Genomic DNA, 26,116 nt, shown 5'->3' with positions numbered 1-26,116 from the left:
GGCGCCAGTCACCAGCGTGTCAGCGGCGGCTCAGGCAGCGACCGCCGTGCGGCTGCGCGGCACGCCCAGGCGCGCGGGCGAGACGTACTGCTCGCGGTAGATCTCGAACGGCATGGTGTCGGCCGCCTCGATGCGCTTCTGCTCCTGGATGGACTCGGCCGTCATCCGCTCGAACTCGGCCTGCAGCGCCGCCGAGAACGGCAGGCCCAGCAGCGTCGCGCGGGTCTGCTCGGAGCGGTCGCGCACGAAGCCGATGAAGGAGTTGGCATGCTCGTTCTCGATGGCGGCGAGCACGCGGGCCGAAGGCAGGCTGTCGGGGTTGCGCAGCGCAGACACGGCGGCCCGCACCGCGTCGGCATGCGCCGTGCCACTGCCCTGGGCCGCGTCGAGCGCGGCGGCGATGGGCAGGCATTGCTCGACCAGCTCCAGGCCCCAGTCGGCAAGGGTCACTTCCGTTCCGTTGCGCCGCAGCTTCAGGCCCGGCTCGCGGCCGCGCGCGGCGGTGAGGTGCTGGTTCTGGGCGAGGTCGGCGATTTCCTGCGGCGTGTCGTCGGGGCTGTCGCTCAGCAGGCAGTGCAGCAGGAACACGTCGATGAAGCGCATGGTCTGCGCGTTGATGCCGACGGCCTCGAAGGGGTCGAGGTCCATCAGGCGCACCTCGACGTACTCCACGCCGCGCTCGCGCAGCGCATGCAGCGGGCGCTCGCCGGGGTTGATCACCCGCTTGGGGCGGATGGTGCCGTAGAACTCGTTCTCGATCTGCAGCAGGCTGGTGCCGAGCTGGTTGTAGTCGCCGCCCAGGTTGCGGATGCCGATGGCCTCGTAGGCCGGCCACGGGCGCGTGAGCGCGTCCTGCAGCGAGGCGGCGTAGCCTTCGAGGCTGTTGTAGCTCACGGCCAGCGAGGCCTGGGCGTCGCTCTGGTAGCCTAGGCGGCCCATGCGCAGCGAGGTGCCGTGCGGCATGAACATGCTGCCGTCGCCCAGCGGCTGCAGCTCGTGCGGGCGGCCCGCCACGAAGCTCGAACACAGCGCCGGCGAGGCGCCGAACAAGTACAGCAGCAGGAAGGCGTGGCGGCGGAAATTGCGAATCAGCGCGAAATACTCTTCGCTCGACACCTCGGGCAACGACCAGTTGTAGTGGATGCCCGAAATCGTCTGCATGCGGCGGCCGTAGCGGTGGCTCAGGCCCATGCGGTAGACGCTCTTGGCGCGGCCAACGTTCGAGGAGCCGTAGCGGCCGATCGGAATGGTCTCGTCGGTCGGCAGGCCGCAGGGCATGCTCGACACCCAGAGGCGCTCGTCGCCGAGGCCGTCGAGCACACGGTAGGTGAACTGGTGCACCCGCGTGAGCTCCTCGAGGGCCGAATCGACGTCGGCGTGCACGCCCGTGATGAGTTCGAGCTGCGATTCGCTGAAGTCGGTGGTGATGTGCGGATGCGTGAGCGCGGAGCCCAGCGCCAGCGGATGCGGCGTCAGCGCGAGCTTGCCGTCGGGCAGCGCGCGCAGGCTTTCCTTCTCGATTCCACGTCGCATGCCCTTCAGTCGTGTGGCTGAAAGTGCACCCAACCTCTCCTGCAATCTGTTGCTCATATTGTTATGACCCATCAATCTTCTGAGGGGCTGGAAGGTAGCACGGGCAAGCGGGCACTGCTCGTGCAGGGAATCCCTGGGCTGGCTACCCTGTCGGGCGCTATGTTTTTGATAGCTGTGGGCGTCGCGGGCGCGATTCAGGCCCTGGCCTGGCCGGCCGACAGGTCGATCTCGTCCGCGCGATAGACGTGCATCTGCGGCGTGCCCTCGGCCATCGCCGAGAGCGCCTTGGCGAAGGCGCGCGAGGCCTCGACCCGGAAATGCGCCTGCAGCGCGTCCATGTCGCTCCAGCGCTCCACGAAGGTCAGGCGCAGCGGCTCCTGCGCGTCGGTCGAGACTTCATGCGAGATACAGCCGGGCTCCGCGCGCGAGTGCCGCACGTGTTCGATGCTGATGGCGAGCATGGCCTGCAGGGTGTCGGGCTTGGCCATGGCGTGGCCGATGACGAGGATCATCGCTGGCTCCTTGTTCGTTCTCGTTCGGGCTCAGCCGAGCACCCGCAGCAGGAAGCGGTTGAGGTCGGCGATTTCTTCCATGCACACCGAGTGCGCCATGGCGTATTCGTGCCACTCGACGGCGTAGCCCAGCGCGGAGAGCGCCTCGCGCGTGCGCACTGCGGCCGCGTAGGGCACCACCGGGTCCTGCCGGCCATGGGCGAGGAACACCGGCGTCTCGTGGTTGGCTGCATGCCGCTCGGCCGCGGTGGTGGCCGCGATCGGCAGGTATCCCGAGAGGCCGACGATGCCGGCGAGCCGCTCGGTGTGGCGCAGGCCGGTCATCAGGGCCATCGCGCAGCCCTGCGAGAACCCGGCCACCACGATGCGGCCGGCGGCGATGCCACGGGCCTTCTCGTTGGCGATGATGGCCTCGATGGTCGCCTGCGAGCGGCGAAGGCCGGCTTCGTCCTCCTGCACCTGGAGGTCGGCCACCGAGATGTCGTACCAGGCCGGCATCTGGTAGCCACCGTTGATGGTCACGGGCATGACGGGCGCGTTGGGGAACACGAAGCGCACCGGCCCCACGGCCGAGAGGTCGAGTTCGCCGGCGATGGGCACGAAGTCGTTGCCGTCGGCGCCGAGGCCGTGCATCACGATCACCGTGGCGATGGGGTTGGGGGCGGTTTCGATCTCGATGGGAGGACGTGACATGGTCGGCAAGGGTATTCGGGAACGGATGCCCGGACCTTAGCGCATCCCGGTCCGGCGCTCCGAAACGGGCGGTAGGCCGACTTGCACATCGTTTCGATGTGCGGCCCCGCCGTTACCTCCGGGGGCGAAACGTTGCTATTCGGCCTTGATGCCGACGGCCTTGACGATCTGCGCGTAGCGCTCGTACTCGGCTGCCACCTGCGTCTGGAACTGGCGCTGCGCATAGCCCGTGGCCTCGATGCCCTGCGCGGCGAGTTCGGCGCGCGCGGCCGGGGCCTGCACGATGCGCCCGGCCTCTGAGGCGATGGCGTCGAGCACCGGCTGCGGCGTGCGCGCCGGCGCGAACAGGCCGAACCACGTGCCCGAGCGATAGCCCTTGTAGCTCTCGGCCACGGTCGGCACCTCGGGCAGCAGCGCATGGCGCTTCTCGCCGCTGGTGCCCAGCGCCACCAGCCGGCCGCTGCGGATGTGCGGCAGCGCCGGCCCGACCGCGATGAACATCACGTCGACCTGCCCCGCGATCACGTCCTGCATGCCCAGCGGGCCGCCGCGGTACGGGATGTGGGTGACATAGATGCCCGCCTTCTGCTTGAGCAGCTCCATGCTCAGCTGCTGCGGGCTGCCGTTGCCGGCGGAGGCGTAGTTGATGTGCCCCGGCCTGGCCTTGGCCGCGCGCACGAAGTCGGCCACGGTGCGGAAGCCCGTCTTCGGATTGGCGACCAGCACGAAGTCGATCTGCCCGAGCGACACCACCGGCACCAGATCGCGCCGCGCGTCATAGGGAAGGCCGGGCTGGAGGTTGGGGAGGATGGTGATGGGCCCGTCGGCGCCCACCAGCAGCGAATAGCCGTCGGGCTGCGCCTTGGCCAGCCCGTCGGCCGCCAGGATGCCGCCCGCGCCCGCGCGGTTGTCGACGACCACCGGCTGCTTCCACTGCTCCGACAGCCGCTGTCCCAGGTAGCGCGCCAGCACGTCGGGCGAGCTGCCGGGCGTGTTCGCCACGGTGATGTGCACGGGCTTCGACGGATAGGCCGCCGCGGCCGGTTGCGCCTGCGCCGCCACCGCCAGGGAAGCACAGACCCCCAGCAGCAGGACCGGCTTGAGCAGCTTCGACAGGAAAGAATGGGCACGCAGGGGGGCACGCATGGGGGACTTTCGATCGCAGAAGACAAAGGGCGCGATTCTGTCGCGCCGCGGCGCGCAGGCGAACGACCCATTCGTCAGATGCTTAGGCGCATTCCGGCATATGCGCCCGGGCCGGGCGGAACTTCGCCAGGCAGGTCATTTCCTCCGCCCCTACCCTCGCCGCCCCGGGATGCAACACAATGGCGTTTCGCAAGAAGACCGCATGAAGACCCCGACCTCGCATCCGAAGCCCCAGCGCGCAGCCCCGTTCGACAGCGAAACCCTGCTGCGCGAGAGCGGCCTGCGCGTGACGCGCGCCGCCCAGACCGTGCTAGAGCTGCTGGAGCACAGCTCGCAGCCCCTGACGCACGAGGAAGTGGCCGCCGCCTATACCGCCGCCGCCGGCGAGGCGCCCGACCGGGTGACGGTCTACCGTGTGCTCGACCGCCTCGTCGAGGCCGGCCTGTGCGACCGCCGCGTGGGCGCCGACCGCGTCAACCGCTTCTCGCGCCACGTGGAGGCCGAGTCGGGCAACACCTTCGAATGCGACCAGTGCCACAAGGTGCTGGCCCTGCCCTCCGACCCGGAACTGCCGAAGGTGATGGGGCGGCTGGGCCGGGCGCTGCGCAAGCAGGGCATCGACACGCGCCACACCGCCCTCACCCTTCACGGCACCTGCGGCGACTGCGCGAGGTAACAAGGCAGCCCCCCAAGGCTGCGCGCGCTGCGTGTCGCTTCGCCAACCGCCTTGCAGGGGGGCAATGCCTGCGGCCCGGCAAAGCCGGTTCCGCGGAGACCTTGGCCTCACCCCCAGGCTGCGCGCACTTCGTGTCGCTTCGCCAACCCCCTTGCAAGGGGCAATGCCTGCGGCCCGGCAAAGCCGGTTCCGCGGCATTCCCGCAGAGATATCAGCTCACTGGTTCCAGGACGGAAAGGGATCCGGGAAGTTCTGCCACCACGAGGCGCCGAAGCGCATCTCCTGCTCGGTGAGCAGGCAGGCGTCCAGGCGGGCGCGCAGGGCATCCTCGTCCATGCCGATGCCGATCAGCACCAGTTCCTGGCGGGCGTCGCCGGTGGCGGGGTCCCAGTTCCTGCGGATGATCTCCAGGGCCTCCGGATCGGTCGGCCAGTGCTCGCGCGGCACCGCCGCCCACCAGAAGCCCGCCGCGCCGTAGCGGCAGGCGCCGCCGGCCTGCGACCACGAGCCGGCGCGCGTCGCGCGGCTGGCAAGCCAGAAGAAGCCCTTGGAGCGCACCACGCCCTCCCATTCGCTCTGCACCAGCTTCCAGAAGCGCATGGGGTGGAAAGGCAGTCGCGAGCGGTAGACGAAGCTGCGGATGCCGTATTCCTCGCTCTCGGGCACGTGCTCGCCGCGCAGCTCGGCCAGCCAGCCGGGCGCCTGCTCGGCTTGCTCGAAGTCGAAGAGGCCGGTGTCGAGCACGCGGTCGAGCGCCACGCGGCCGAACTCCGACACCTCGATGCGCGCACGCGGGTTCAGGCTGCGCAAGATCGCCATCAGCCGCTCGCGCTCCTCGGGCGTGACGAGGTCGGTCTTGTTGACCACCAGCACGTCGCAGAACTCGATCTGCTCGATCAGCAGGTCGACCACGGTGCGCGTGTCCTCGTCGCCCAGCGACTGGCCGCGCTGGCCCAGGCTGTCGGGCGAGCCGTAGTCGCGCAGGAAGTTGAAGGCATCGACCACCGTCACCATGGTGTCGAGCCGCGCGACGTCGGACAGGCTCTTGCCGTCCTCCCCCGCGAAGGTGAAGGTCTCGGCCACGGGCAGCGGCTCGGAGATGCCGGTCGATTCGATCACCAGCTGGTCGAAGCGCTTCTCCTTCGCAAGGCGCCTCACCTCAAGCAGCAGGTCTTCGCGCAGCGTGCAGCAGATGCAGCCGTTGCTCATCTCCACCAGCTTCTCGTCGGTGCGGGAGAGCGCGGCCCCGCCCTCGCGCACCAGGGCGGCGTCGATGTTGACCTCGCTCATGTCGTTGACGATGACGGCCACACGCCGGCCTTCGCGGTTGTTGAGGATGTGGTTCAGCAGCGTGGTCTTGCCGGCGCCGAGAAAGCCGGAAAGCACGGTAACGGGGAGGCGGTCGGCCATGGGGCGGGCTCCATATATGCAACAGAATTGCATTATATGAATCCAATGCAACTGCGTTGCGTTTATCGGGACGCCAGCGCCCTGGCCTACCATCGGCGGCATGACCGGCCGCTCCGATTTCTCCGATTTCTCCGCCTTCGTCGCCCCACCGCCCTCCGGCGAACCCCGTGCCGCGGAGGTGGATGCCGCCTCGGCCTGCCTCGACCGATTCACCGCCGCCTTCAACGCATCGGACACCAGCGGCATGGATGCCGAGCTGCACTTCCCGCACGTGATGCTGTCGGGCGCGCAGCGGCTCGAGTGGGCCGAGCCGGGCCGACATCCGCACGACTTCTTCGAGAAGCTGAAAGCCACTGGCTGGGCCCTCACCCGGTACGAGAAGAAGGAGCCGGTGCTGGTCGCCAGCGACAAGGTTCACTTCGTCGTCACCTATACCCGGCGCGACGCGGCGGGCGCGGTGCTCAGCACGCACGTCAACCTGTGGATCGTGCTGCGCATCGACGGGCGATGGGGAATCGCCCTGCGTTCGTACTGAGCGCAGTATTCGCCCGGCCGGCCGGAGCCGGTGGCGCTACATCTCGAACGCCGCCACCTGCCTCCCGTCGATGTCGGTGAAGCCGTATTCGCGCGCAAGGTCGGCCACGCGCAGCACCTCGCCGCTCTTGTCGATCACGTGCGGGTCGCCGGCCAGCGCAGCGATCGCCCGCCCGAGATAGTGCGGCGACTCGGTGCGAGCAAGCTCGGAGCGTTCCTGCCAGTGGGCCTCGTCGGTCTTGTAGGCGGCCAGCACGAACTCCGTGCGCATCCAGCCGGGCGACACCGCCACTGAGGCCACGCCGTGCGGCTTCAGGTCCTGCGCCATGCCGAAGGCCAGCCGCGTCATCGACGCCTTGGCCAGGTCGTAGAAGAGGCTGCCGCGCACGTAGCGGCCGCGGTCCCAGAAGGTGGTGGTGGCGATCAGGCCCTTCTTCTGCCGCACCATCAGCGGTGCGGCGCAGCGGCTGGCCAGAAGGTGGTTGCGCACGCCGCGGTCGAACATCGAGTCCCAGTTCGACAGCGGGTGCTCCCAGAACGGCGCCTCGAACACGCCGTTGAAGGTCTCGTGACCACCCCAGGCGTTGTTCACGAGCAGGTCGATGCGGCCTGCCTCGCGCTCCACGCGGGCGAAGAGCGAGGCCACGTCGTCCTCGCTGGTGTGGTCGCAGCGCACCGCAATGCCGCGCCCGCCCATGCGCGTGACCTCGTCCGCCGTGTCGTCGATGCTGCCGGGCAGCGCCGCCAGGTCCGACAGGGCCATCAGCTGGCCGTAGGTGTCGGCGGGCCGCTCGCGCGTGCTGCGGCCTGTGACGTACACGGTGGCGCCGGCCGCGCCGAGCTCCACCGCGATGCCGCGCCCCGCGCCGCGGCTCGCGCCGGTCACGACCGCCACGCAGTCCTTCAGTGGTCGGCCTGGCGTCTTTTCTTCGTCGTTCATCCTGATGGCTCCTTCGATCCTTTTGCCTGAGAGCGGATGAAGATAGCCAACGCTCAACCCGCCGTCTTGGAAGAACCCGAAGCCGCCTGGTCGAGGAACTCGGTCGGCGTGACGCCGCACAACGCGCGGAACTCGTTGACCAGGTGCGACTGGTCGTAGAAGCCACCCTCCAGCGCCACCTCGGCCCAGGCCGGCGAGGGCTGCTGCCGCAGTGCGCGCAGGCAGCCGTGCATGCGCGCAAGCCGGCTCCATGCGCGCGGCGAAAGCCCCACGTGGGCATGGAAGAGCTGCTGCAGGCGCCGCTCGCCCACGCCGACGGCGGCAGCCACCTCGCGCAACGGACGCCGCCCATCGGCCTCCGCGATGAGCTGCGCCGCTCGCATGACGGCAGCGTTGCCCCCGGCATCGCCATCGCGGAGCCTGCGCAGCAGCACGGCCTGCAGCAGCGCCACCCGCGCCGCGTCGTCACGCGCTTCGGTCATGCGTTCGAGCAGTTCCACGCCTTCGCCCTGCCAGAGCTCGTCGAGATGCACCGCCGTACCGCCGATCTCTCCGGCCGGCAGTCCCAGCAGCGCGGCGGCGGCACCAGGGCGGAGGGTGACGGAGAGGCCCTCCACCTTCCGCCGCATGCGCAACACGACCGGCGTGGTCGAGGCACCGACGGCCTCCACCGCCTGCCCCTGCTCGTCCCCGACGAAGGGGGCATCGCCGAAGTTGAAGATCAGCCGCACGGCGCCGTCAGGCAACACGCGCTCGCGCACCTCTTGGCCGTCGGCAAGGTTCTCGCGGCACAGCATGAGATGCGAGACATGCCCGCGCAGCGCTGCCGCCACCGGAAATGCGCGCAGCGTGCCGGCAGGCGCGCCCGATTCCGGACCATGCAGCGGGTCGTCGTCGAGCCGGAGGAAGAGGCGATCGGCCATGGGGTCCGATTGTCGGGAAAACCGGCCCCGGCATGCCCGAAAATCCCCAGCTCCGCCCCTCAGAACCGAATGCCTTTCGCCCTGCCCGTTCTCTACTCGTTCCGTCGCTGCCCCTATGCAATGCGGGCTCGCCTCGCGCTGGTCGCCGCAGGGCAGCGCTGCGAGCTGCGCGAGGTGGTGCTTCGGAACAAGCCGGCCGAGATGCTCGCGGCCTCGCCCAAGGGCACGGTGCCGGTGTTGATCGCGCAAGACGAATCGGTGCTGGAGCAGAGCCTCGACGTGATGCTGTGGGCCCTGCGCCGCGGCGACCCGCTGCGCTGGCTGCAGCCCGGCACGGGCACCCTGCAGGACATGCTCGCGCTGGTAGCGAGGTGCGACGACGAGTTCAAGTCCCAGCTCGACCGCTACAAGTACCCCGAGCGCCACGCGGACGGCGGCGAGACCGCACGCGAGCGCGGCTCCGCCTTCCTGCGCGACCTGGAAGCCAGGCTGAGCGCATCGCCGCAACTGGCCGCCTCGCACGCGACGCTGGCCGATGCCGCCGTCATGCCCTTCGTGCGCCAGTTCGCGATGGTCGATCAGGCATGGTTCGACTCGCAGCCCTGGCCGCGCCTGCAGGCTTGGCTGTCGAGCTGGATCGCCTGCGAGCTCTTCGAGCGCGCCATGCAGAAGTACGAGCCCTGGAAGCCGGGTGAGGCCGGCGTCGACTTCCCTCCGCCGCGCTAGCCAGCCATCGCCGCCGCCGAGGCCCGCTGGATGCATTCGACGAAATGCTGCGCGGCCGGCGTCAGCAGCTGTCCGCGCCGCTTGATGACGCAGACGTTCAGCACAGGCAGTTCTTCCTCGATCTCGACGCGGCGGATGCCGTGGCGCTTGAAGGTCAGCGTGGCCAGCGGCTCGACGAACAGGCCGACCAGGTCCATCTGCCCGACCAGCGCCAGCGCCACCGTGACCGACTGCCCCTGGATCACCCGCGCCGGCGGCGGCAGCCCCAGCGGCAGCAAGGGCGACACGGCCTCGCGGCCGCTGAAGTGGTCGTCACCCGGAAGAATCCATTCGGCCTTGTAGAGCTCGCGGATCGAGCGGCTGCCGCGCAGCGGATGGCGCTCGCGCATGCCCACCACCAGCTTCACCGGGAAGAGCTCCATCGCCTCGAATTGCGGATCGAGCCGCCCCGGCACCACGTGCGCCACCGCGAAATCGAGCGAGCCCTCGCGCAGGCGCGCCAGCATCCAGGGCAGCACGGTCTCGCTGAACTGCACGTCGACGGCCGGCAGGCGCGCATGGAAGTCCTTGAAGGCCGCCGGCAGCACCGTGAGCGCGAAGGAGGTGCTGACGGCCAGCGCCACCTTGCCGGTGAGCCCGTCGCGGATCTGCGCAATCTCGTCGCGGGCGCGCTGCATGTCGGCCAGCAGCAGCCGGGCGCGCGGCGCGAAGGCCTTGCCGAACTCGGTGAGCTGCACGCCCTTGACGCTGCGCTCCACCAGCGGCGCGCCGACCTCGCGCTCCAGCTCGCGCACGATCTTGGTGACGGCCGGCTGCGATATGCCCAGCACGCGCGCGGCGGCGCGGATGCTCAACTGCTCGACCACGGCCACGAAGGCATGCAGCTGGTTGGGTTTCATGAAAACCAAAAGTTATCTTCGACGCCCAATTATTGTCTTTTCATGACAGCGGCGAATCTCTAGCATCCGGCGCGGCCAGGCCCGCAGACCTTCGACCGACACCCGCGAAGACCCATTCCAAAAAAGCCAATCCACAACTGGAGACACATGAGCACCCCAAGCAACCGGCCCGCGCCCTCCTCGTCCCCCTCCTCCCCCGCGCGCCGCCGCCAGACCATCGTGGCCACCACCATCGGCAACGGGCTGGAATTCTTCGACTTCACCGTCTACGGCTTCCTGGCGCTCGTGATCGGCAAGCTGTTCTTCCCCACGTTCAGCTCCTACGGCCAGCTGCTGCTGACGGTGGCCAGCTTCGGCGTCGGCTTCATCATGCGGCCGCTGGGCGGCATCGTCATCGGCGCGTATGCCGACCGCGCGGGCCGCAAGAAGGCCATGACGCTCACCATCTTCCTGATGGCGCTGGGCTGCGCCATGATCGCCTTCACGCCCACCTACGCGTCGATCGGCGTCGCGGCGCCCATCGTCATCGTGCTGGCGCGGCTCATCCAGGGTTTCTCGGCCGGCGGCGAAGTGGGCGCATCGACCACGCTGCTGGTGGAGCACGCCACCCCGGCCAACCGCGGCTACATGGCGAGCTGGCAGTTCGCGAGCCAGGGCCTGGGCGTGATGCTCGGTGCCGTCGTGGTGGGCCTCCTGACCTTCACGCTGTCGGCCGAATCGATGCAGAACTGGGGCTGGCGCATTCCCTTCGTCATCGGCATGCTGATCGCGCCCGTGGGCATGTACATCCGCCGCCACCTGGAGGAATCGCTGCACATCTCGCCCCAGGAGGCCGCCGCGCCGCGCGAGAGCAGCCTGAAGATCGTCTGCACGCGGCACGGCAGGACGGTGCTCGCGGCGATTCTTTCGCTGGTCGGCGGCACCACGGCTGCGTACGTCGTGACCTTCTACATGCCGACCTACGCCGTGCGCGAACTCGGCTTCACGCCATCGGTGGCGCTCTTCGGCGCGGCGCTCACCGGCCTGATCTCGTTCGCCTTCGCACCCTTCGTCGGCAAGCTGTCGGACGTGGTGGGCCGCAAGACGCTGATCGTCTGGAGCCGCGTCGCGCTGGCGCTGCTGATCTACCCCGGCTTCCTGTGGCTCAATGCCTCGCCGACGCCCACGGTGCTGTTCGTGGTGCTCGGCGTGTTCAGCTTCGGGCTGGTGGTGCAGACGGTGCCGGGCATCACGATGCTGCCCGAGATGTTCCCGAAGGCGGTGCGCGCCAGCGGCATGTCGCTGGTCTACAGCGTGGGCGTGGCCCTCTTCGGCGGCTTCGCGCCCTTCATCAGCACCTGGCTGCTCAACACCACGGGCAGCAAGCTCGCGCCGGCGTGGTACCTGGTGGCGATGACGGTGGTCTCGCTGCTGGGCCTGCTCTGGCTGCGCGACCATACGGGCCGCGACATCGACGCCGCCGGCGCCCACGCGACCGCAAACGCCTGACGGCCTTCATCATTCCAAGCACAGGAGTTCCCACCCCATGCAAGCACAACCCACTGCCGCCACGCGGTTCTTCTCGGGCACCTACGTCGAGGCCCGCGCCAAGTTCCTCGAGGCCGCCGCGCAGCGCGGCGCCGCCGTCGAGTCGTTCGTGATGGAGGCTCACAAGGGCGCGCTCGGCGAAGAGCTGGCCACCGACGTCGCGCTGGTCGGCGCCATCGACGCGAAGAAAGTGCTGCTCGTGAGTTCCGGCACGCACGGCCCCGAAGGCTTCTGCGGCTCGGGCACGCAGATCGCCACGCTCAACGACGCGGACCTGCTCTCGCGGCTGGAGCAGGCCGGCGTCTCGCTGCTGCTGGTGCACGCGATCAACCCGCACGGCTTCTCGCACCTGCATCGCACGAACGAGGACAACATCGACCTGAACCGCAACCACATCGACTTCAATGCGCCGCTTCCGGTGAACGCCGAGTACGCCGAGGTCGAGCCCCTGGTGCTGCCAGCCACCTGGCCGCCGACGCCCGCAGACGAGGCGGCCATGGCCGCATACGTGGCGAAGCACGGCATGCGCGCCTTCCGCGCCGCCGTGACGCGCGGCCAGTACACCTCGCCCGACGGCCTGTTCTACGGCGGCACCGCGCCTTCGTGGAGCAACGGGACCATCCGCAAGATCCTGCGCAAGTACGCCGCCTCGGCCACGCACCTGGGCTGGATCGACGTGCACACCGGCCTGGGCCCCTACGGCCACGGCGAGAAGATCTACCCCGGTCGCAACACCCCCGAAGACCTGGCGCGCGCCCACGCATGGTGGGGCGCCGACGTGTTCGCCCCCTTCGCAGGCGACTCCGCCTCGGCCGATGTATCAGGCCCTGTGATCTCCACCGCGTACGACGAATGCCCGAACGCGAAGATCGCGCCCATGGGCCTGGAGTTCGGCACCCTGCCCGACGGCGAGGTGCTGGACCGCCTGCGCGCCGACACCTGGCTGCGCCGCCATCCCGAGGCCCCCGAGGCGCAGAAGCGTGAGATCCGCACGCGGCTGCGCGACGCCTTCTACTGCGACAACGACGAGTGGAAGGGAATGATCCTGGGGCAGACGCGCGTGGTGCTGCTGCAGACGCTGCAGGGGTTGAAGGCGAGCTGACCTCCAGTCTTCGCGCGCCTTCGTGTCGCTTCGCCCCCCTTTCAGGGGACGACACCTGCGGCCCGGCAAAGCCGGTTCCCCGGTGTCTCGCGAAAAATCGAAACCTCAGCCGAAGTTCGGCGCCCGCTTCTCGCGCAGTGACGCGACACCCTCGCGCACGTCCGCTCCCGCGAAGCCCATGAATTCGAGCGCCAGGGAGGCATCGAAGGTCGGGCCGGCCTGGCGCAGCCAGTTGTTCAGCGCGTACTTGGTGAGGCGGATGGCGCTCTGGCTGCCGGCTGCGAGGCGGTCGGCCACCTCGTAGGCGCGCGGCAGCAGGTCGGCCTCTTCCACCGCGAGCGATACAAGGCCGATGCGCTCTGCCTCCTCGCCGCTCACCGGCTCGCACAGCAGCAGGTGGTACTTGGCCTTGGCCATGCCGCACAGAAGCGGCCAGACGATGGCCGCGTGGTCGCCGGCCGCCACGCCCAGGCGGGTGTGGCCATCGACGATCTTCGCGTTCTTCGCGGCGATGGAGATGTCGGCCAGCAGCCCGGCCACCAGGCCCGCGCCCACCGCGGGGCCGTGCATCGCGCTCACGATCGGCTTGTCGCAGTTGACGATGTTGTAGACCAGGTCTCTCGCCTCGCGCCACACGCGCTGGCGCACCGCGTCGTCGGTGGTCATGTCCTGCACCATGCCCAGGTCGCCGCCGCCCGAGAAGCCCAGCCCCTCGCCGCGCAGCACGGCGCAGCGCACGCTGTCGTCGGCGGACACGTCGCGCCATATCTCGGCAAGTTCGCGGTGGCCGTCATGGCCCGCCGTGGGCAGCTTGCCGTTGGCCGCCAGCATGCGGATGTCGAGCACCGCGCCGTTCGCGCCGCGGCGCTCGATGGCGAGGGTCTTGTAGCGGGCGTAGTCCATGGCGGATGTCTCTCTCGTTGGTCTTCCGTCTTCCGGGTGTCTATTTCCTGGCGGCCACTTCGCGGCAGCGCTGCACGTTCGCGTCGAAGCGCGAGGCCAGCCCGGGCTCGCACTCCTCGGACGGCGCGAGCCTGCACATGCCGACCACAGCGTAGTCCATCACGGCCGCGGTGCACATCGAGTAAGCAGCAAGCTCGGGATTTGCCTTGCTCTTGAAGCCCCAGCGCTCCGAGAACGCCACCGTGCGGACCATTGCGCCGTGGAAGAAGCTGCGGTCCTTCGCGGCGATGGCAGCCTCCATGCGGGGCAGCTCCTCGTTGAGGTAGCCGACCGAGTCGAGCGGAAAGCCGGAAGGGTCCTGCTGCGCGGTGGCGAGGGAGGCGGCGAGCACGAGCGGCAGGGCCGAAAGGGTGCGCAGAACCAGGGAAGCTGCGCGGTGTCGGGAAGTGCGGTGGAAGGGCATGGCCCCGAATTCTGCAACGTTTTGAAGCATTTCTGAACCCGCCGCGATGCGCGGGCACCACGCCCGAAGGCTTCGTCAGCGGCCCTTCTTCTGCCTGTCGAACTTGCGCCAGTACTGGAACTCGTCCTCGTGCACCTCGAGGTCGATCTCGGAGATGCGCGCCTGCAGCCGCTCCTGCACCTCGGCCACCGCCCGGTTGTAGACCAGCGGCCCGATCTCCTCCAGAAAGAAGCCGAGCAGCGCACCGGCAGCGACGTTGCCGATGGGCTCGTCCATGTTCTCGCGGAAGTAGCGCTCGATGGAGGTGATGGCCTGCTGGCGGGCTTCTTTCGGGATCTCGATGGTCATGGGCTTTCGGGCGGTTGGATCGGTCGGCCGATTGTGCCGCCCGCCTCCTTCGCTACCATGCGCCGTCACAACAACACATACCGGAGACACCCATGAAGTTGCGTTCCACCGCGCTCGGGGCCCTTGCCCTCGCGTTCCTCGCTGGCTGCACGAACCTCACCCCCGCCGTGCCCCAACGCCAGCTGATGCTGGTGGCCAACGACGAAAAGCAGTCGTGGAACGACGCCGGCGCGGTGATCCTCGGCCCGATGGGCCGCGACACGGTGCAGGTTCTGGACATCGGCACCGATCCGCTCGCGCCCAAGGTGCTCGGCACGCTGCAGCTGGACAACACCATCGCCGGCCCGCCGACCAACCTCGCGATCACGCCCGGCGAGACGCTGGCGCTGGTCGCCAACTCGCTCAACGTGGTCGAGGAGAACGGCGCACGCAAGCAGGTGCCGGACAACCGGCTCTTCGTGATCGACCTGACCACCACGCCGCCCAAGCTGCTCGACACACTGCAGGTGGGCAAGCAGCCTTCGGGCCTTTCGATCAACCGCACGGGCGATCTCGCCCTGGTGGCCAACCGCACCGACAACTCGGTGAGCGTGCTGCGCATCGCGGGCAAGAAGGTCACCCTCGTCGACACGGTGGCCATGGGCGACTCGGTGGCGCATGTGCGCTTCACGCCCGACGGCAGGCGCGCGCTCGCGGCCAAGTTCCCGAGCCACAAGATCGCGTTGCTGGACGTGAACGGCGAGAAGGTCAGCTACAACAAGGTCGACCTCGCCGCCGGCCTGTGGCCCTACAACGTCGACGTGACGCCCGACGGCAAGCTCGCGCTCACCGCCGACAACGGCAACTCGGGCGCTTCCGACGGCCAGGTCGACACGGTCAGCGTGATCGACATGGAAGCGGTGCCGCCGCGCGTGGTCGACAAGGTGGTCGTCGGCGACGGCCCCGAGGGCCTGGCCGTGAGCCCGACCGGCAAGCATGCGGTGGCCGTGATCCTGCGCGGCAGCAACGCGGCGAAGAACGCCTACTTCTACAACCGCAACGGCTCGGTGGTACTGCTGAAGATCGACGGCAAGAAGGTCACGCGTGCCAACGAGGTGGTGGTGCGCGGGCTGCCTGAGGGCGCGGTGTGGAGCGCCGATGGGAAGTACCTGTACGTGGGCAACTTCATCGACCAGGATGTCACGATCCTGCGGCTGGACGGGGATACGCTGGTACCGACGGGCAAATCGTTCCAGCTGCAGGGCCATCCGGCGGCGATGCGCGGGAAAATGACGCACTGACGGATCAGCATTTCCCCGAAAGAACGAAGACCCATGGCCCAGCCCAAACGACAACTCCGCACCCTCGAGCGCGGCATCCTCTGCCTCGTGATCGGCGCCGCCGTCCTGCTGGGGCCGCGCTTCCTGCAGGGCACGCGCTGGTTCGAGATGGTGGCGGGGGCCTATCTGGTGGGCTGGTTCGCGCTGGTGCTGGGGGTGGCGCTGATCGTGGTCGAGCTGTTGAAGCTCGGCAGGAAGCGCCAGTAAAAAGAAAACCCGCCTCGTGGCGGGTTTCGTCCATCGAAGCGGCGGCGCCTCAGTGCTTCTTGCCGCGCATCTTGCCGACCAGTTCCACGACCGCCAGCACGATCGCGCCGGCCACGAGGCCCACGCCGGCGTTCACGCCCATCGAACCCAGCGTGCCGAACACGCCGCCCGTGGCCTTGGCCCAGTCTTCGACCGCGTGGCCCAGTGCCGGCACGCCGTGCACGAGGATGCCGCCGCCCACGAGGAACATCGCGGCCGTGCCGGCCACCGACAGCGCCTTCATGAGCCACGGCGCCGCAGCCAGGATGCCGCGGCCCAGGGCCTGCGCGCCCGCGCTCGCGCGCTGGCTCAGGTAGAGGCCCGCGTCGTCGAGCTTCACGATGCCGGCCACCAGGCCGTAGACGCCGATGGTCATGATCAGCGCGATGCCCACCAGCACGGTCAGTTGCGTGGTGAAGGGCTGGCCCTGCACGGTGCCCAGCGTGATGGCGATGATTTCGGCAGAGAGGATGAAGTCGGTGCGCACCGCGCCCTTGATCTTGTCCTTCTCCATCGCGACCACGTCGACCGAGGCTTCGGCCATGGCCTTCTCGTGGCGCTGCGTGTCGGTGTCGTGTTCGTCCTTGTGCAGGAACTTGTGCGCCAGCTTCTCGGCGCCTTCGAAGCAGAGGAATGCACCGCCGATCATCAGCAGCGGCGTCACCAGCCAGGGCAGCCAGGTGCCGATGGCCAGCGCCGCCGGCACGAGGATGGCCTTGTTGACGAAGGAGCCCTTGCACACGGCCCACACCACCGGAATCTCGCGGTCGGCCTTGACGCCGGTGACCTGCTGCGCGTTGAGCGCGAGGTCGTCGCCGAGGACGCCAGCCGTCTTCTTGGCGGCCACCTTGGTGAGGACCGATACGTCGTCGAGAACGGTGGCGATGTCGTCGAGCAGCAGGAGCAGGCTGGAGGCCATGGGCAGATTGGGGCTGTAAGGGAAGCGGCGAGCTTATCCGCAGCCGTGTCGCGCCCCGGCAATACCCGTACGCAGGCGCCGCGGAGAAAAGGCGCCGCAGCCCCTCAGAGCGCGCTCAGCGCAATGGCCAGCACGGCCGCCAGCGAGGCGCCGAACAGCGCGAGGCCGACGCGGCGGCGCCGGTGCGTGAGCATCCACAGCACCACGCCCGAGATCGACAGGAAGATCAGGCTTCCGGCCAGCGTGTCGACCAGGAGGATCCACGCCAGCGGCATGCCGCCGCCCTTGTGCATGTTGGTGAGCGTGGCGACGAAGCCGTTGCGCGTGGTGGTCACGCCCACCGAGCGGTTGCCCTGCCAGTACTCGGCCTGCACGATCTCGTCGGGCCCGCCGAAGTTGAAGATCCAGTGCGCCGGCTGGGTGAGCGCGGGCGCACCCTTGTCGCTCTTGTCGGCCCATGCCACGGGCTTGGCGGGCTCGATGCGGCTGGAGTTCGGCGGGCTGCTCATGCGCAGCGCCTCCTGCAGCCATCGGCTCATGGCCTCGGGCGTCTGCGGCACCGGGTCGGGCAGCGCAAGCTGGGCGCGTGTACGTTCCTGGGCCTGCGGCAGCTTCAGCACGTTGCGGTGGTTGAGCCAGATGCCGCTGAAGCCGAACAGCAGCCCCAGCACCGCGCCCCAGAGGCCGAACCAGCCATGGGTGCGGCGTATCCACTGCACGGCGGCGGTGCGGCGCTGGTGCGAACGCACGCGCGCGGCGTGGCCGAGGGAAGAAGAACTGCTGCCGGCGGCGTCCATGATGGCCTCGCCCGATCAGGCCACGCTGCGCTTGAGGCGGATTTCCTCGATGCGCACGGTACCGATGGCGGTGGTCTTGGCGGTCTTCATCTCGCGCTTGAAGCCTGCGAGCTCGTGGAAGCGCATGGCGCGGTCGTTGCGGATCGGCACCCAGATGGTGACCGTGGTGCAGCCCTCGTCCTCCAGGCCTTCGCGGGCGGCGTCCCACAGGGCCACGCCGGCGCCCTTGCCCCAGTGCTCGGGCTTGACGTAGATGGCCCAGATCTCGCCGGTGGTCGGCGGGGTCTTGGGGTCGCGCGAGCGGTCGAAGCCAACGAAGCCGACGATCTCGCTGCCCTGCACCACCACGTGCACCTGGGGTTCGCCGTACTCGATGGCCTCGCGCCACTTGGCTTCGCGCGTGGCAGGAGCCAGGGCGCGTAGTTCATCCTCGGGCAGGATGCCCTCGTAGGCGGCCTTGACGGAGAGTGCGTGGATTTCTGCGACGGCCTTGGCGTCGCGCAGGGTCGCGGGGCGAACTTCGTAATCTGACATGAATGCGGGAAATCGAATGGAACCGCGTATTGTCGCCGCACCGCTAAACTGCACGCCGCATTGCCGCAACAACCGGAGAAATCGACATGGCCAAGGGTCAGCAACGCAGCAACAAGGAAGCGAAGAAACCGAAGAAGGACTCCTCGCCGCCCAAGCCGGTGAACACCGGCGGCTTCGAACCGGTACGCACCGTCACCACCGAGGTCATCCCCCGCGGCAAGCTCAAGAACAAGTGATGAGCGAAACGCCGGCGCCCGCCGCCCCCAGACCCCAGCCGCGCAACCCGCTGCACGGGGTCACGCTGGAGGCCATCGTCACGGCGCTGGCGGGCCACTACGGGTGGCCGAGGCTGAGCGAGCTCGTTCCCATCCGCTGCTTCACGCTCGACCCGAGCGTGGGCTCCAGCCTCAAGTTCCTTCGCAAGGCGCCGTGGGCGCGCGAGAAGGTCGAAAGCCTTTATCTCTTCATGCTGCGCGAGCAACGCCGCGAGCAGCAGCAGCAGCAGCAACCGCAGCGACAGCCATGAAGGTCCGGATCGAGCCTTCGGGCCTCGACTTCGAGACCGACGGCGAAACCACCCTGCTGAAGGCCGCCGAGGCCGCCGGCATCGAACTGCCGAGCTCGTGCCGCAACGGCACCTGCCGCACCTGCATCTGCCTGCGGCGTGCGGGCGAAACCCGCCACATCATCGAATGGCCCGGCCTGAGCGCCGAGGAAAAGGCCGAGGGCTGGATCCTGCCCTGCGTGGCGCAGGCGCTGGGCGACGTCACGCTCGAGGTACCCGGCGCACACGCCCTCTTCGCCGACTGAGCAGCCCTGGCCGGCTCAGGCCGGCGGCCTGACCGAAGGCGCCGCCACCACCAGCCGGTCGCGCTGCGCGAGCGAGGGGAACAGCTTGAACCAGGTCAGCGCGACCAGCATCGTGCCCACGCCGCCCACCACCACCGAGCCGACCGGCCCCAGCAGCGCAGCCGTGGCGCCCGACTCGAACTCGCCGAGCTGGTTGCTCGCGCCGATGAAGATCGAGTTCACCGCGCTCACCCGCCCGCGCATGGCGTCAGGCGTTTCGAGCTGCACCAGCGTCTGGCGGATCACCACGTTGACCATGTCGGCGCCGCCCGAGACCGCCAGCGCGATCAGCGAGACGACGAAGCTCTTCGAGATGCCGAACACCACCATGCACAGCCCGAACACCGCGATCGCCAGCAGCAGCGTGCGCCCCACGTGGCGCTCCACCGGCCGCCGCGTGAGCGCGATGGACATCACCAGCGCACCCACCGCAGGCGCGCTGCGCAGCAGGCCCAGGCCCCAGGGGCCGGTGTGCAGGATGTCCTTGGCATAGATCGGCAGCAGCGCCACCGCGCCGCCCAGCAGCACCGCGAACAGGTCGAGCGACACGGCGCCGAGCACCGGCTTGCGCTTCCAGATGAAATCGACGCCCGCGAATACCGTCGCCAGGGTCACCGGCTCGCGCGCAGCCGGCGTGTAGGCGTAGCGAAGCCGCAGCACCAGCACGCAGGCGACGGCGAAGAACACCACGCTGGCGCCATACACCACCGCCATGCCCGCCACGAACAGCAGGCCGCCGAGGGCCGGCCCTCCGATGATCGCGCCCTGCATGCCCGCCGAGCTGAAGGCCATCGCGCGCGACAGCATGGTCGGCGGCACCAGCAGCGGCGTCAGCGCCTGCTGCGCCGGCATCTGGAAGGCACGCACCGCGCCCAGCACCAGCGACAGCCCCAGCAGCAGGCCGCGAGTGTCGTGCTTCTCCAGCACGGCCAGCAGCAGCACCAGCGCCACCAGCCCCTGCACCGCGAAACAGGCCGCCACGATGCGCCCGCGATGGTGGCGGTCGACGATGTGGCCGGCCAGCAGCGCCAGCACCAGCGCGGGCACGAACTGGTAGAGGCCGACCAGCCCCAGGTCCCACGCGCTGCCGGTGAGCTCGTACATGTGCCAGCCGATGGCCACCAGCAGCATCTGCGAGGCGGCCGTGCCGAAGAGGCGCGCCGTCCACATCTGCATGAAGGGGCGTTCGCGCGTCAGGTCGGAGAAGCTCGGGGGAGAAGCCGCCTGGACGTCGGGAGAGGAAGAGGAGGAGACGGAAGCGGGGGCGGGGCCGGACATCCGCCCGAGGATAGCCGAGCCCGCATGAGCAGGGCGTGAGCCCGGGCAAGCCTCGCCCGGGCCCCTGTCTACACTCGGTCGCATCCATGACCGCCCCGCCGCTGCTGCAACCCGTCCACGAAGACCCGTACCTGCTGGTGCTCGACAAGCCCGCCGGCCTGCTCTGCGTGCCCGGCCGCGGCGAGGACAAGCAGGACTGCCTGAGCGCGCGCGCCATGCGGCAGTGGCCCGACGCACTCATCGTGCACCGCCTCGACATGGCCACCAGCGGGCTGGTGGTGATGGCGCGAGGCATCGAGATGCAGCGCGCGCTGAGCGCCGGATTCGCCGAACGCAGGGTGCACAAGCGCTATGAAGCCGTTGTCGACGGCCAAATGCCGCTGCGGGAGGACTGGTCGGTGATCGACGCGCCCCTGATGGCCGACTGGCCGCGCCGCCCCCTGCAGAAGATCGACCCGGAGGGCAAGCCCAGCCTCACCCGGTGGAAGACCATTTCGGTGCTGGCCGGAGAGCCTGCCTCCACGCACGTGCTGCTGGAGCCCCTGACGGGCCGCTCACATCAGCTGCGGGTGCACCTGCTGTCGATCGGCCATCCGATCCTGGGCGATGCGCTGTATGGCGATGCTGCACTGCGGTCACGCGCGCCGCGTTTGATGCTGCATGCCAGCGAGCTGGGGTTCGTGCATCCCGTGACGGGGCAGGAGCTCCGCTTCGAGCGGCCCTCCGGATTCGCCTGACGTCCTGCCCGGCCGATCGCCCGATCGATCCTCGATGCCGCTACAGACGCCGCGGTTTCCGTTGTTGCGTCGTTGCCGTTGCCGCTCAGCCGCCCTTGACGACCAGCACAGGCATGTTCGCGTCCTGCAGCACGCGCTGCGTCACGCTGCCCAGCAGCAGTTTCTCGATGCCGCTGCGGCCGTGGGAGCCCATCACGATCAGGTCGGCCGCGATGGCGATGGCCGTGTCGACGATGCCTTCGTGCACCACGTGGCCGTCGATCACGCGTTGGTCGCTGTGCAGGCCCTCGGCCGCGAGCGCCGCCACGCCGCGCGCGAGTGCGGCATTGGCACTGGCAGTGGCCGCCGCGAGGTATTCGTTCTGGCCGAGCGCGTAGTCCGCGCCCACGCCGATGAAGGGATAGTTGTCGATCACGTGGATCAGCGTGATGCGGCTACCGAAGGCCAGCGCGAGGCCGCTGGCCTTGCTGACGGCGAGCATGGAAGTTTCGGAGCCGTCGATCGGAACCAGGATGTGATTGAACATGGCGGGACCTCGCTTTCGTTCGCAGACAGACTCGGCCCATGACGGACCGGGGCCCCGAATTTAACCGCTGTTGCTCGGCGCGGGCTGTAGGACTCGTACCAGCAAGGGCAAGACCCGATATTGCAGGGCCTCAATCCCCCTGGAAACCCTCTGCCCGGCAGGTGATCACCAGCGTGTCGCGCCAGCCTTCGCCGCCCTCTTCGAGCGGCTGGATCGGCGTCGACTCGTGGATCACGCGCGCGTCGTCGAGCAGCAGCAGCGTCCACGGCTCGGTCATCGTGAAGCGCTCGCCGCGACGCCCGTTGGCCTCGAACACGCGCGTCTCGCCGCCCTTGATGCCGTGCCGCCCCACGAGCGCGACAGCCACCAGATCCACGCCGTCCCGGTGCGCGCCCTCGGGCGTGGGGCGTCCGATGCCGCCCGCGGTGTCGATGCGGAACTGATGCGCCTCCACGTACCAGCGCTGCGCCGCGCCGCGCATCTCGCTGCTGGCCCTTCCGAGCTGCTGCAGCAGCCGCTGCCACACAGGCTGCGCGACGGTAGCCTCGAGCATCGGCGCGAACCATCGCTGCATGCCGCCGTGCAGCGCGTTGTATTCGACCGGCTGCCAGTGCGCCCGATGCGGCACCTGCGCGAGCGTGGCCTCTTCGTCGGCCTCGACGGTGAAGCAGGCATGGCGGCGGGTGCGGTAGCGGCCGCCGTCCTTCAGGTACTCGTCGGGGGGAAGGTCGTTCCAGTCGGCATGCAGCGCATCGAGCTGCGAGAGGGGAACGCCGAGCCATTCGCTTACGCCTTGCGGGCTCAGCACCGCATAGCCCTGCTCGCGCAGCGCGGCGGGCAACTCGGCAGGCGAAATGAACGGGGGAGTGAATGCAGCCGTGGTCACTTCTCGCTGACCTTCACGTCCTTCCAGAACGCGACACGGTCGCGGATCTCTTCGGCTTCGGGCTTCGGATCGGCGTAGTACCAGGCGGCGTCAGCACTGAGCTCGCCGTTGACCAGCAGCGAGTAGTAGCTCGCCGTGCCCTTCCAGGGGCAGGTGGTCTTGTGGTTGCTGAAGGTGACGAAGTCGCGGTTGAGCGAGCTCATCGGGAAGTAGTGGTTGCCCTCGACGAGGACCGTGTCGTCGCTTTCGGCGATGGTTACGCCGTTCCAGGTTGCTTTCATGGGGGTGGGTCTCCGGGGGCGGCCGGGTGCCGCTTTTCGAGGGGTATTGTGCCGCTGGTGGGGGGATGGCTTTGTTGGGGGGGTGTAGCTACCCTGTTTGAGGGGGTGGTTTCGGAGGCTGGTTTAGCTCGGGCGTTGCGTTGGCTTTGCCTCTGTTGGATGCTGCTGGACGGTTGCTTCCCGAGGCCGGGTCTCGGCCCGGCGGCCGACCTACTTTTCTTTGCTTCGCCAAAGAAACGTAGGCAAAAGAAAGGCGACCCTGCTGTCTGCGTCCCTTCGCTTCGCTACGGGCAACCTGCGGTGCTCGACGTAGGAGGGGTCCGCAGAACTCGCTCCACTGCGTTGCGCTCAGACAGCTGCGGCCCTTGTCCCTCCTACGTCTGCGCTCCTCGGCGCAGCCAGAAGGGAGCGACACGCGCCATCGCTTCGCTCGGCTTTGGGAACGGCCTGGGCTGGCCTTCGCTTTGCTCGGCCGGGGATTTGGGCCTCGGATTGATTTCGAGCCTGTGTTCAGGCTCGTTGTCTTGGGTGAGATGCTGATGCGGTGCACGAGACGACTCTGGGTTCCCGGCACCGCTGGGTACCGCCAGCGAGCGCCCCTCGAAGCGACACGGAGCGATCCCGCAATTCATTCCAAGGCACAGCAGGCGCGAAGCGCTTGCTGTGCCTTGGTGGCCGAGCGAAGCAAAGGCACGTGCGTCTCCCCTCCCCTCTGGCTGCGCCGAGGAGCGCAGCGTTTCGCGGATCAGGGCTCGCAGCTGTTTGAGCGAAGCGAGTTCTGCGAGACCCCGCGAAACGCGAGCACCGCAGGTTGCCCCTTCGCAAAGCGAAGGGGTCGCAGACAGTGGGGTCGCCTTTTCTTTGCCTACCTTCTTTTGGCGAAGCAAAAGAAAGTAGGTCGCCCGCCGGGGCGAGTCCCGGCCCCGGAAAGCAAACACCTCACAACAGCAACAAGGGCACTAGGCCAGCACTAGGCAGCCAACCAATGCACGCTGAAAAGCCTCTCAGGATCAGTCCAAACCGCCCCAGCCCGAAACCCCGCCCTCACAGCCAACGCCCGAAGCCCCTCGACAGTGAACTTGTGCGAGTACTCCGTGTGAATGGTCTCCCCTTCCTCGAACGCAAACTCCTGCCCATTCAAGCAAACACTCTGCGCCCGCCGACTCACAAGATGCATCTCGATCCGCCGATGCGGCGCGTTGTAGAACGCCGCATGCGAGAACCCGTCGAGATCGAAGCCGGCATCGAGCTCCGCATTCGCCCGCCGCAGCAGGTTGAGGTTGAACTCCGCCGTCACCCCCTGCGCATCGTTGTATGCAGCATGCAGCCGAGCAGGATCCTTCACGAGATCGACCCCGATCAGCAGCCCGCCACCGCGCAACATCCGCGCGGCAAGCTGCAAGAAGGCCAGCGCCTCGTCCGGCTCGAAGTTGCCGATGGTCGAGCCCGGGAAGAACCCGACGCGGCGGCCGGAGCCGGCCATGGGCGCCGGCAGCACCAGCGGCATGGTGTAGTCGGCCGCGATGGGCTGGATCGCCAGATCGGGATAGTCCGCCTTCAGCCGCTCGGCCGCCGCCTCCAGGTGCTCGCCAGAGATGTCGATGGGCAGGTAGCGCTTCGGCGTCTCCAGCGCATCGAGCAGCAGCCGCACCTTGGTCAGCGACCCGGCGCCGAACTCGACGATCTCCGCGTTCGGCCCGATCTGCCCCGCGATCTCCGCGGCGCATTCGCCGAGGATGCGCAGCTCCGTGCGCGTCGGGTAGTACTCGGGAAGCTCGCAGATGCGGTCGAAGAGCTGCGAGCCTGCGGCGTCGTAGAAGAACTTGGGCGAGATGCTGCGCGGCGAGCGCGCGAGCCCGGCCTGCATCTCGCGGCCGAACTCCGACAGCGGGGTTGCGACCGCAGCGGCAGCCTGCGAAGAAACGTGCGGCTTCCGGCCGTCCTTTGCGGGCACGAAGGACAGCGACGAAGAGGAACTTGGATTGCGCATGATCAGAGGTCTTTCGCGAGCCGCAGCCCCGAGAACTGCCAGCGCGCCGCCGGCGGGAAGAAGTTGCGATAGCTGGGCCGCGCATGCCCGGCCGGCGTGGCGACGCTGCTGCCGCGCAGCACCAGTTGCCCCACCATGAACTTGCCGTTGTATTCGGCGGCGATGCCCGGCAGCGGCCTGAAGCCGGGGTACGGGTCGTACGACGAGCGCGTCCATTGCCAGACATGCCCGGTCATCTGCGAGATGCCGGACGCATCGTGCGCGGCTTCCCACTCGAACTCGGTCGGCAGCCGTGCGCCGGCCCATTCGGCGTACGCCGCGGCCTCGTAGAAGCTCAGCTGCGACACGGGGGCATCGGCCTCCATCGGCCGCACGCCGTGCAGGCCGAACACGTGCCAGCCCGCGCCCGCCTGGGCAGCGGGGCCGGCAAAGCGCAGCCGCGGATCGTCTTGCTCCAGCCAGTAGGCGGGGTGCCGCCAGCCGTTGGCCTGGACCGCGGCCCAGCCGTCGGACAACCACAGCTCGGGCCGCTGGTAGCCGCCGTCGGCGATGAACTGGGCGTAGTCGCCGCAGTTCACGAGCCGGTCGGCAATCGCGTAGGGCTGCAGCAGCGCCCGATGGCGCGGCGTCTCGTTGTCGAAGGAGAAGCCGTTGCCGTCGTGCCCCACCTCGACCATGCCGCCGGGCTGTTCGATCCAGCGCATGGCGGGCGGCACCGCGGCCAGCCGCAGCGCAGGGCCGCCGGCGGGCTTGTAGGCCGGCAGCATGGGATTGCAGGAGAACGCGTGCAGGATGTCGGTGAGCAGCAACTCCTGATGCTGCTGCTCGTGATTCAGCCCGAGCGTGACGATGGGCTCGATCACGCTCCAGTCGAATCCGCCCTCCTCCAGCAGCGCCAGCACGGCCTCGTCGACGTGGCGCCGGTATTCATGCACCTCGTCCAGCGAGGGCCGCGTGAGCAGGCCGCGCTGCGGGCGCGGATGGCGCGGGCCGAGCGCCTCGTAGTACGAGTTGAAGAGGTAATGGAAGCGCGGATCGAGCGGCCGGTAGCCCCCCGCGTGCGGCTGCAGCAGCACGCTCTCGAAGAACCATGTGGTGTGCGCGAGATGCCACTTGGTGGGGCTGGCATCGGGCATCGACTGGATGCACTGGTCTTCGGCGGACAGCGGGGCGGCAAGCGCCAGGCTGGTTGCGCGCACTTCGCGGAATCTGTCGCGCAGTGCGCCCGCCGCCGGAATGGTCGGCCGGGAAAGCGTCATGGAATCTCCAGTCGGGTAGCCGCAATTTGTAGCCCATCCGGGTCGCGACGGCACGTAGGACAAGGCGCCGCAGGCCTGCCGCCGCGACTTCGGCAAAGCCGCCCTGGGGCGAGCGCGAGAGTCCGCCACTGTGGCACAAGATGCCGGTGCGTGCAGGAGG

The 26,116-nt window shown here is 68.8% G+C and carries 31 protein-coding genes; 11 read left to right on the top strand and 20 right to left on the bottom strand.

From position 1 onward, the window contains the following. Positions 1-30: 30 nt before the first annotated feature. The 4 genes from gshA to G369_RS0115690 form a co-directional block, all read right to left on the bottom strand. A complete protein-coding gene (gshA, locus tag G369_RS0115705; RefSeq protein WP_026346406.1) occupies positions 31-1,590 on the bottom strand; it encodes a glutamate--cysteine ligase in 1,560 nt (519 codons plus the stop codon). Between the two features lie 137 nt (positions 1,591-1,727). Next, a complete protein-coding gene (locus tag G369_RS0115700) occupies positions 1,728-2,045 on the bottom strand; it encodes a putative quinol monooxygenase (protein WP_019654963.1) in 318 nt (105 codons plus the stop codon). 30 nt (positions 2,046-2,075) lie between these two features. After that, complete coding sequence (locus G369_RS0115695; protein ID WP_019654962.1) at positions 2,076-2,738, bottom strand: alpha/beta hydrolase; 663 nt, start codon at positions 2,736-2,738, stop codon at positions 2,076-2,078. 135 nt (positions 2,739-2,873) lie between these two features. Next, positions 2,874-3,884 (bottom strand): Bug family tripartite tricarboxylate transporter substrate binding protein, encoded by a 1,011-nt coding sequence (locus tag G369_RS0115690; RefSeq protein WP_019654961.1) that lies wholly within the window; start codon positions 3,882-3,884, stop codon positions 2,874-2,876. A 202-nt stretch (positions 3,885-4,086) separates the two neighbouring features. Here G369_RS0115690 and G369_RS0115685 point away from each other — a divergent pair, with 202 nt between their 5' ends. Then, positions 4,087-4,560 (top strand): Fur family transcriptional regulator, encoded by a 474-nt coding sequence (locus tag G369_RS0115685; RefSeq protein ID WP_020723089.1) that lies wholly within the window; start codon positions 4,087-4,089, stop codon positions 4,558-4,560. Positions 4,561-4,776: 216 nt separating this feature from the next. Here the strand turns inward: G369_RS0115685 and zigA are convergent, their stop codons facing one another. After that, positions 4,777-5,970: a zinc metallochaperone GTPase ZigA gene (zigA, locus tag G369_RS0115680; protein ID WP_019654959.1), complete on the bottom strand. Its 1,194-nt coding sequence runs from the start codon at positions 5,968-5,970 to the stop codon at positions 4,777-4,779. 100 nt (positions 5,971-6,070) lie between these two features. Here zigA and G369_RS0115675 point away from each other — a divergent pair, with 100 nt between their 5' ends. Further along, the gene (locus tag G369_RS0115675; protein ID WP_019654958.1) at positions 6,071-6,505 is read left to right on the top strand and encodes a hypothetical protein; all 435 of its coding nucleotides are present in this window, start codon (positions 6,071-6,073) and stop codon (positions 6,503-6,505) included. Positions 6,506-6,541: 36 nt separating this feature from the next. Here the strand turns inward: G369_RS0115675 and G369_RS0115670 are convergent, their stop codons facing one another. Further along, positions 6,542-7,444 (bottom strand): SDR family oxidoreductase, encoded by a 903-nt coding sequence (locus G369_RS0115670; RefSeq protein ID WP_019654957.1) that lies wholly within the window; start codon positions 7,442-7,444, stop codon positions 6,542-6,544. A 53-nt stretch (positions 7,445-7,497) separates the two neighbouring features. Beyond that, complete coding sequence (locus G369_RS0115665) at positions 7,498-8,367, bottom strand: helix-turn-helix domain-containing protein (RefSeq protein ID WP_019654956.1); 870 nt, start codon at positions 8,365-8,367, stop codon at positions 7,498-7,500. A gap of 69 nt (positions 8,368-8,436) precedes the next feature. Here G369_RS0115665 and G369_RS0115660 point away from each other — a divergent pair, with 69 nt between their 5' ends. Further along, complete coding sequence (locus G369_RS0115660) at positions 8,437-9,093, top strand: glutathione S-transferase (protein ID WP_019654955.1); 657 nt, start codon at positions 8,437-8,439, stop codon at positions 9,091-9,093. Here G369_RS0115660 and G369_RS0115655 read toward each other — a convergent pair. Further along, a complete protein-coding gene (locus G369_RS0115655) occupies positions 9,090-9,992 on the bottom strand; it encodes a LysR family transcriptional regulator (RefSeq protein ID WP_019654954.1) in 903 nt (300 codons plus the stop codon). The genes G369_RS0115660 and G369_RS0115655 overlap by 4 nt on opposite strands. 147 nt (positions 9,993-10,139) lie before the next feature. Here G369_RS0115655 and G369_RS0115650 point away from each other — a divergent pair, with 147 nt between their 5' ends. Together G369_RS0115650 and G369_RS0115645 are read left to right on the top strand one after the other, a co-directional pair. Further along, positions 10,140-11,480 carry an MFS transporter gene (locus G369_RS0115650; RefSeq protein WP_019654953.1) on the top strand — a complete coding sequence of 447 codons (1,341 nt, stop codon included), beginning with the start codon at positions 10,140-10,142 and terminating at the stop codon, positions 11,478-11,480. A 37-nt stretch (positions 11,481-11,517) separates the two neighbouring features. Beyond that, on the top strand, positions 11,518-12,621 hold the full coding sequence (locus G369_RS0115645; protein WP_019654952.1) for a M14 family metallopeptidase: 1,104 nt from the start codon (positions 11,518-11,520) through the stop codon (positions 12,619-12,621). 105 nt (positions 12,622-12,726) lie between these two features. Here G369_RS0115645 and G369_RS0115640 read toward each other — a convergent pair whose 3' ends face one another. The 3 genes from G369_RS0115640 to G369_RS0115630 form a co-directional block, all read right to left on the bottom strand. Then, on the bottom strand, positions 12,727-13,524 hold the full coding sequence (locus G369_RS0115640; RefSeq protein ID WP_019654951.1) for an enoyl-CoA hydratase/isomerase family protein: 798 nt from the start codon (positions 13,522-13,524) through the stop codon (positions 12,727-12,729). A gap of 40 nt (positions 13,525-13,564) precedes the next feature. Continuing rightward, complete coding sequence (locus tag G369_RS0115635) at positions 13,565-13,987, bottom strand: hypothetical protein (RefSeq protein ID WP_019654950.1); 423 nt, start codon at positions 13,985-13,987, stop codon at positions 13,565-13,567. Positions 13,988-14,062: 75 nt separating this feature from the next. Continuing rightward, positions 14,063-14,335, bottom strand: a complete 273-nt coding sequence (locus G369_RS0115630) for a DUF2164 domain-containing protein (RefSeq protein WP_019654949.1) — start codon at positions 14,333-14,335, stop codon at positions 14,063-14,065. A 92-nt stretch (positions 14,336-14,427) separates the two neighbouring features. On the opposite strand from G369_RS0115630, the gene G369_RS0115625 reads away from it, so the two are divergent. Both G369_RS0115625 and G369_RS0115620 read left to right on the top strand, forming a co-directional pair. Further along, entirely contained in the window at positions 14,428-15,615 is a 1,188-nt protein-coding gene (locus tag G369_RS0115625) for a YncE family protein (protein ID WP_019654948.1), read from the top strand. Between the two features lie 33 nt (positions 15,616-15,648). Further along, entirely contained in the window at positions 15,649-15,861 is a 213-nt protein-coding gene (locus tag G369_RS0115620) for a hypothetical protein (RefSeq protein WP_019654947.1), read from the top strand. Between the two features lie 49 nt (positions 15,862-15,910). On the opposite strand, the gene G369_RS0115615 is transcribed toward G369_RS0115620, so the two are convergent. The 3 genes from G369_RS0115615 to G369_RS0115605 all read right to left on the bottom strand — a co-directional run bounded on the left by G369_RS0115615 (position 15,911) and on the right by G369_RS0115605 (position 18,150). Beyond that, positions 15,911-16,819, bottom strand: coding sequence for a DUF808 domain-containing protein (locus G369_RS0115615; RefSeq protein WP_019654946.1), 909 nt, complete (start codon positions 16,817-16,819; stop codon positions 15,911-15,913). Between the two features lie 104 nt (positions 16,820-16,923). Next, the gene (locus G369_RS0115610) at positions 16,924-17,616 is read right to left on the bottom strand and encodes a PepSY-associated TM helix domain-containing protein (protein WP_019654945.1); all 693 of its coding nucleotides are present in this window, start codon (positions 17,614-17,616) and stop codon (positions 16,924-16,926) included. Between the two features lie 15 nt (positions 17,617-17,631). Further along, positions 17,632-18,150: a GNAT family N-acetyltransferase gene (locus tag G369_RS0115605; protein WP_019654944.1), complete on the bottom strand. Its 519-nt coding sequence runs from the start codon at positions 18,148-18,150 to the stop codon at positions 17,632-17,634. A gap of 86 nt (positions 18,151-18,236) precedes the next feature. On the opposite strand from G369_RS0115605, the gene G369_RS39090 reads away from it, so the two are divergent. The 3 genes from G369_RS39090 to G369_RS0115590 are packed head-to-tail and all read left to right on the top strand — an operon-like array spanning position 18,237 to position 18,960. Further along, on the top strand, positions 18,237-18,386 hold the full coding sequence (locus G369_RS39090; RefSeq protein ID WP_019654943.1) for a hypothetical protein: 150 nt from the start codon (positions 18,237-18,239) through the stop codon (positions 18,384-18,386). Further along, the gene (locus G369_RS0115595) at positions 18,386-18,676 is read left to right on the top strand and encodes a VF530 family protein (RefSeq protein WP_019654942.1); all 291 of its coding nucleotides are present in this window, start codon (positions 18,386-18,388) and stop codon (positions 18,674-18,676) included. The genes G369_RS39090 and G369_RS0115595 overlap by 1 nt, the downstream gene beginning before the upstream one ends. After that, the gene (locus tag G369_RS0115590; RefSeq protein ID WP_019654941.1) at positions 18,673-18,960 is read left to right on the top strand and encodes a 2Fe-2S iron-sulfur cluster-binding protein; all 288 of its coding nucleotides are present in this window, start codon (positions 18,673-18,675) and stop codon (positions 18,958-18,960) included. The genes G369_RS0115595 and G369_RS0115590 overlap by 4 nt, the downstream gene beginning before the upstream one ends. A 15-nt stretch (positions 18,961-18,975) precedes the next feature. On the opposite strand, the gene G369_RS0115585 is transcribed toward G369_RS0115590, so the two are convergent. After that, complete coding sequence (locus G369_RS0115585) at positions 18,976-20,277, bottom strand: MFS transporter (RefSeq protein ID WP_208604393.1); 1,302 nt, start codon at positions 20,275-20,277, stop codon at positions 18,976-18,978. Positions 20,278-20,363: 86 nt separating this feature from the next. Between G369_RS0115585 and G369_RS0115580 the strand changes: the two genes are divergently transcribed. Then, positions 20,364-21,014, top strand: coding sequence for an RluA family pseudouridine synthase (locus tag G369_RS0115580; protein ID WP_019654938.1), 651 nt, complete (start codon positions 20,364-20,366; stop codon positions 21,012-21,014). 85 nt (positions 21,015-21,099) lie between these two features. On the opposite strand, the gene G369_RS0115575 is transcribed toward G369_RS0115580, so the two are convergent. The 5 genes from G369_RS0115575 to egtB form a co-directional block, all read right to left on the bottom strand. After that, entirely contained in the window at positions 21,100-21,540 is a 441-nt protein-coding gene (locus G369_RS0115575) for a universal stress protein (RefSeq protein ID WP_007833935.1), read from the bottom strand. Between the two features lie 130 nt (positions 21,541-21,670). Next, on the bottom strand, positions 21,671-22,426 hold the full coding sequence (locus tag G369_RS0115570) for a 2OG-Fe dioxygenase family protein (protein WP_019654937.1): 756 nt from the start codon (positions 22,424-22,426) through the stop codon (positions 21,671-21,673). Next, a complete protein-coding gene (locus tag G369_RS0115565) occupies positions 22,423-22,707 on the bottom strand; it encodes a DUF427 domain-containing protein (RefSeq protein ID WP_019654936.1) in 285 nt (94 codons plus the stop codon). The genes G369_RS0115570 and G369_RS0115565 overlap by 4 nt, the downstream gene beginning before the upstream one ends. Before the next feature lie 970 nt (positions 22,708-23,677). Continuing rightward, positions 23,678-24,697, bottom strand: a complete 1,020-nt coding sequence (gene egtD / locus G369_RS0115560; protein WP_019654935.1) for an L-histidine N(alpha)-methyltransferase — start codon at positions 24,695-24,697, stop codon at positions 23,678-23,680. A gap of 2 nt (positions 24,698-24,699) precedes the next feature. Further along, entirely contained in the window at positions 24,700-25,956 is a 1,257-nt protein-coding gene (gene egtB, locus G369_RS0115555; RefSeq protein ID WP_019654934.1) for an ergothioneine biosynthesis protein EgtB, read from the bottom strand. Positions 25,957-26,116 lie beyond the last annotated feature (160 nt).

It is taken from the genome of Variovorax atrisoli 110B, assembly GCF_000382045.1.
GTDB classification, from domain to species: domain Bacteria; phylum Pseudomonadota; class Gammaproteobacteria; order Burkholderiales; family Burkholderiaceae_C; genus Variovorax; species Variovorax atrisoli.
The sequence above is the reverse complement of the archived record's forward strand: the minus strand, read 5'-3'. Positions and strand labels throughout refer to the sequence as shown.

Excerpts from the sequence above, each read along its gene's own strand:
- gshA (WP_026346406.1), bottom strand. The coding sequence starts at position 1,590 with ATGAGCAACAGATTGCAGGAGAGGTTGGGTGCACTTTCAGCCACACGA.
- G369_RS0115700 (WP_019654963.1), bottom strand. The coding sequence starts at position 2,045 with ATGATCCTCGTCATCGGCCACGCCATGGCCAAGCCCGACACCCTGCAG.
- G369_RS0115695 (WP_019654962.1), bottom strand. The coding sequence starts at position 2,738 with ATGTCACGTCCTCCCATCGAGATCGAAACCGCCCCCAACCCCATCGCC.
- G369_RS0115690 (WP_019654961.1), bottom strand. The coding sequence starts at position 3,884 with ATGCGTGCCCCCCTGCGTGCCCATTCTTTCCTGTCGAAGCTGCTCAAG.
- G369_RS0115685 (WP_020723089.1), top strand. The coding sequence starts at position 4,087 with ATGAAGACCCCGACCTCGCATCCGAAGCCCCAGCGCGCAGCCCCGTTC.
- zigA (WP_019654959.1), bottom strand. The coding sequence starts at position 5,970 with ATGGCCGACCGCCTCCCCGTTACCGTGCTTTCCGGCTTTCTCGGCGCC.
- G369_RS0115675 (WP_019654958.1), top strand. The coding sequence starts at position 6,071 with ATGACCGGCCGCTCCGATTTCTCCGATTTCTCCGCCTTCGTCGCCCCA.
- G369_RS0115670 (WP_019654957.1), bottom strand. The coding sequence starts at position 7,444 with ATGAACGACGAAGAAAAGACGCCAGGCCGACCACTGAAGGACTGCGTG.
- G369_RS0115665 (WP_019654956.1), bottom strand. The coding sequence starts at position 8,367 with ATGGCCGATCGCCTCTTCCTCCGGCTCGACGACGACCCGCTGCATGGT.
- G369_RS0115660 (WP_019654955.1), top strand. The coding sequence starts at position 8,437 with ATGCCTTTCGCCCTGCCCGTTCTCTACTCGTTCCGTCGCTGCCCCTAT.
- G369_RS0115655 (WP_019654954.1), bottom strand. The coding sequence starts at position 9,992 with ATGAAACCCAACCAGCTGCATGCCTTCGTGGCCGTGGTCGAGCAGTTG.
- G369_RS0115650 (WP_019654953.1), top strand. The coding sequence starts at position 10,140 with ATGAGCACCCCAAGCAACCGGCCCGCGCCCTCCTCGTCCCCCTCCTCC.
- G369_RS0115645 (WP_019654952.1), top strand. The coding sequence starts at position 11,518 with ATGCAAGCACAACCCACTGCCGCCACGCGGTTCTTCTCGGGCACCTAC.
- G369_RS0115640 (WP_019654951.1), bottom strand. The coding sequence starts at position 13,524 with ATGGACTACGCCCGCTACAAGACCCTCGCCATCGAGCGCCGCGGCGCG.
- G369_RS0115635 (WP_019654950.1), bottom strand. The coding sequence starts at position 13,987 with ATGCCCTTCCACCGCACTTCCCGACACCGCGCAGCTTCCCTGGTTCTG.
- G369_RS0115630 (WP_019654949.1), bottom strand. The coding sequence starts at position 14,335 with ATGACCATCGAGATCCCGAAAGAAGCCCGCCAGCAGGCCATCACCTCC.
- G369_RS0115625 (WP_019654948.1), top strand. The coding sequence starts at position 14,428 with ATGAAGTTGCGTTCCACCGCGCTCGGGGCCCTTGCCCTCGCGTTCCTC.
- G369_RS0115620 (WP_019654947.1), top strand. The coding sequence starts at position 15,649 with ATGGCCCAGCCCAAACGACAACTCCGCACCCTCGAGCGCGGCATCCTC.
- G369_RS0115615 (WP_019654946.1), bottom strand. The coding sequence starts at position 16,819 with ATGGCCTCCAGCCTGCTCCTGCTGCTCGACGACATCGCCACCGTTCTC.
- G369_RS0115610 (WP_019654945.1), bottom strand. The coding sequence starts at position 17,616 with ATGGACGCCGCCGGCAGCAGTTCTTCTTCCCTCGGCCACGCCGCGCGC.
- G369_RS0115605 (WP_019654944.1), bottom strand. The coding sequence starts at position 18,150 with ATGTCAGATTACGAAGTTCGCCCCGCGACCCTGCGCGACGCCAAGGCC.
- G369_RS39090 (WP_019654943.1), top strand. The coding sequence starts at position 18,237 with ATGGCCAAGGGTCAGCAACGCAGCAACAAGGAAGCGAAGAAACCGAAG.
- G369_RS0115595 (WP_019654942.1), top strand. The coding sequence starts at position 18,386 with ATGAGCGAAACGCCGGCGCCCGCCGCCCCCAGACCCCAGCCGCGCAAC.
- G369_RS0115590 (WP_019654941.1), top strand. The coding sequence starts at position 18,673 with ATGAAGGTCCGGATCGAGCCTTCGGGCCTCGACTTCGAGACCGACGGC.
- G369_RS0115585 (WP_208604393.1), bottom strand. The coding sequence starts at position 20,277 with ATGTCCGGCCCCGCCCCCGCTTCCGTCTCCTCCTCTTCCTCTCCCGAC.
- G369_RS0115580 (WP_019654938.1), top strand. The coding sequence starts at position 20,364 with ATGACCGCCCCGCCGCTGCTGCAACCCGTCCACGAAGACCCGTACCTG.
- G369_RS0115575 (WP_007833935.1), bottom strand. The coding sequence starts at position 21,540 with ATGTTCAATCACATCCTGGTTCCGATCGACGGCTCCGAAACTTCCATG.
- G369_RS0115565 (WP_019654936.1), bottom strand. The coding sequence starts at position 22,707 with ATGAAAGCAACCTGGAACGGCGTAACCATCGCCGAAAGCGACGACACG.
- egtD (WP_019654935.1), bottom strand. The coding sequence starts at position 24,697 with ATGCGCAATCCAAGTTCCTCTTCGTCGCTGTCCTTCGTGCCCGCAAAG.
- egtB (WP_019654934.1), bottom strand. The coding sequence starts at position 25,956 with ATGACGCTTTCCCGGCCGACCATTCCGGCGGCGGGCGCACTGCGCGAC.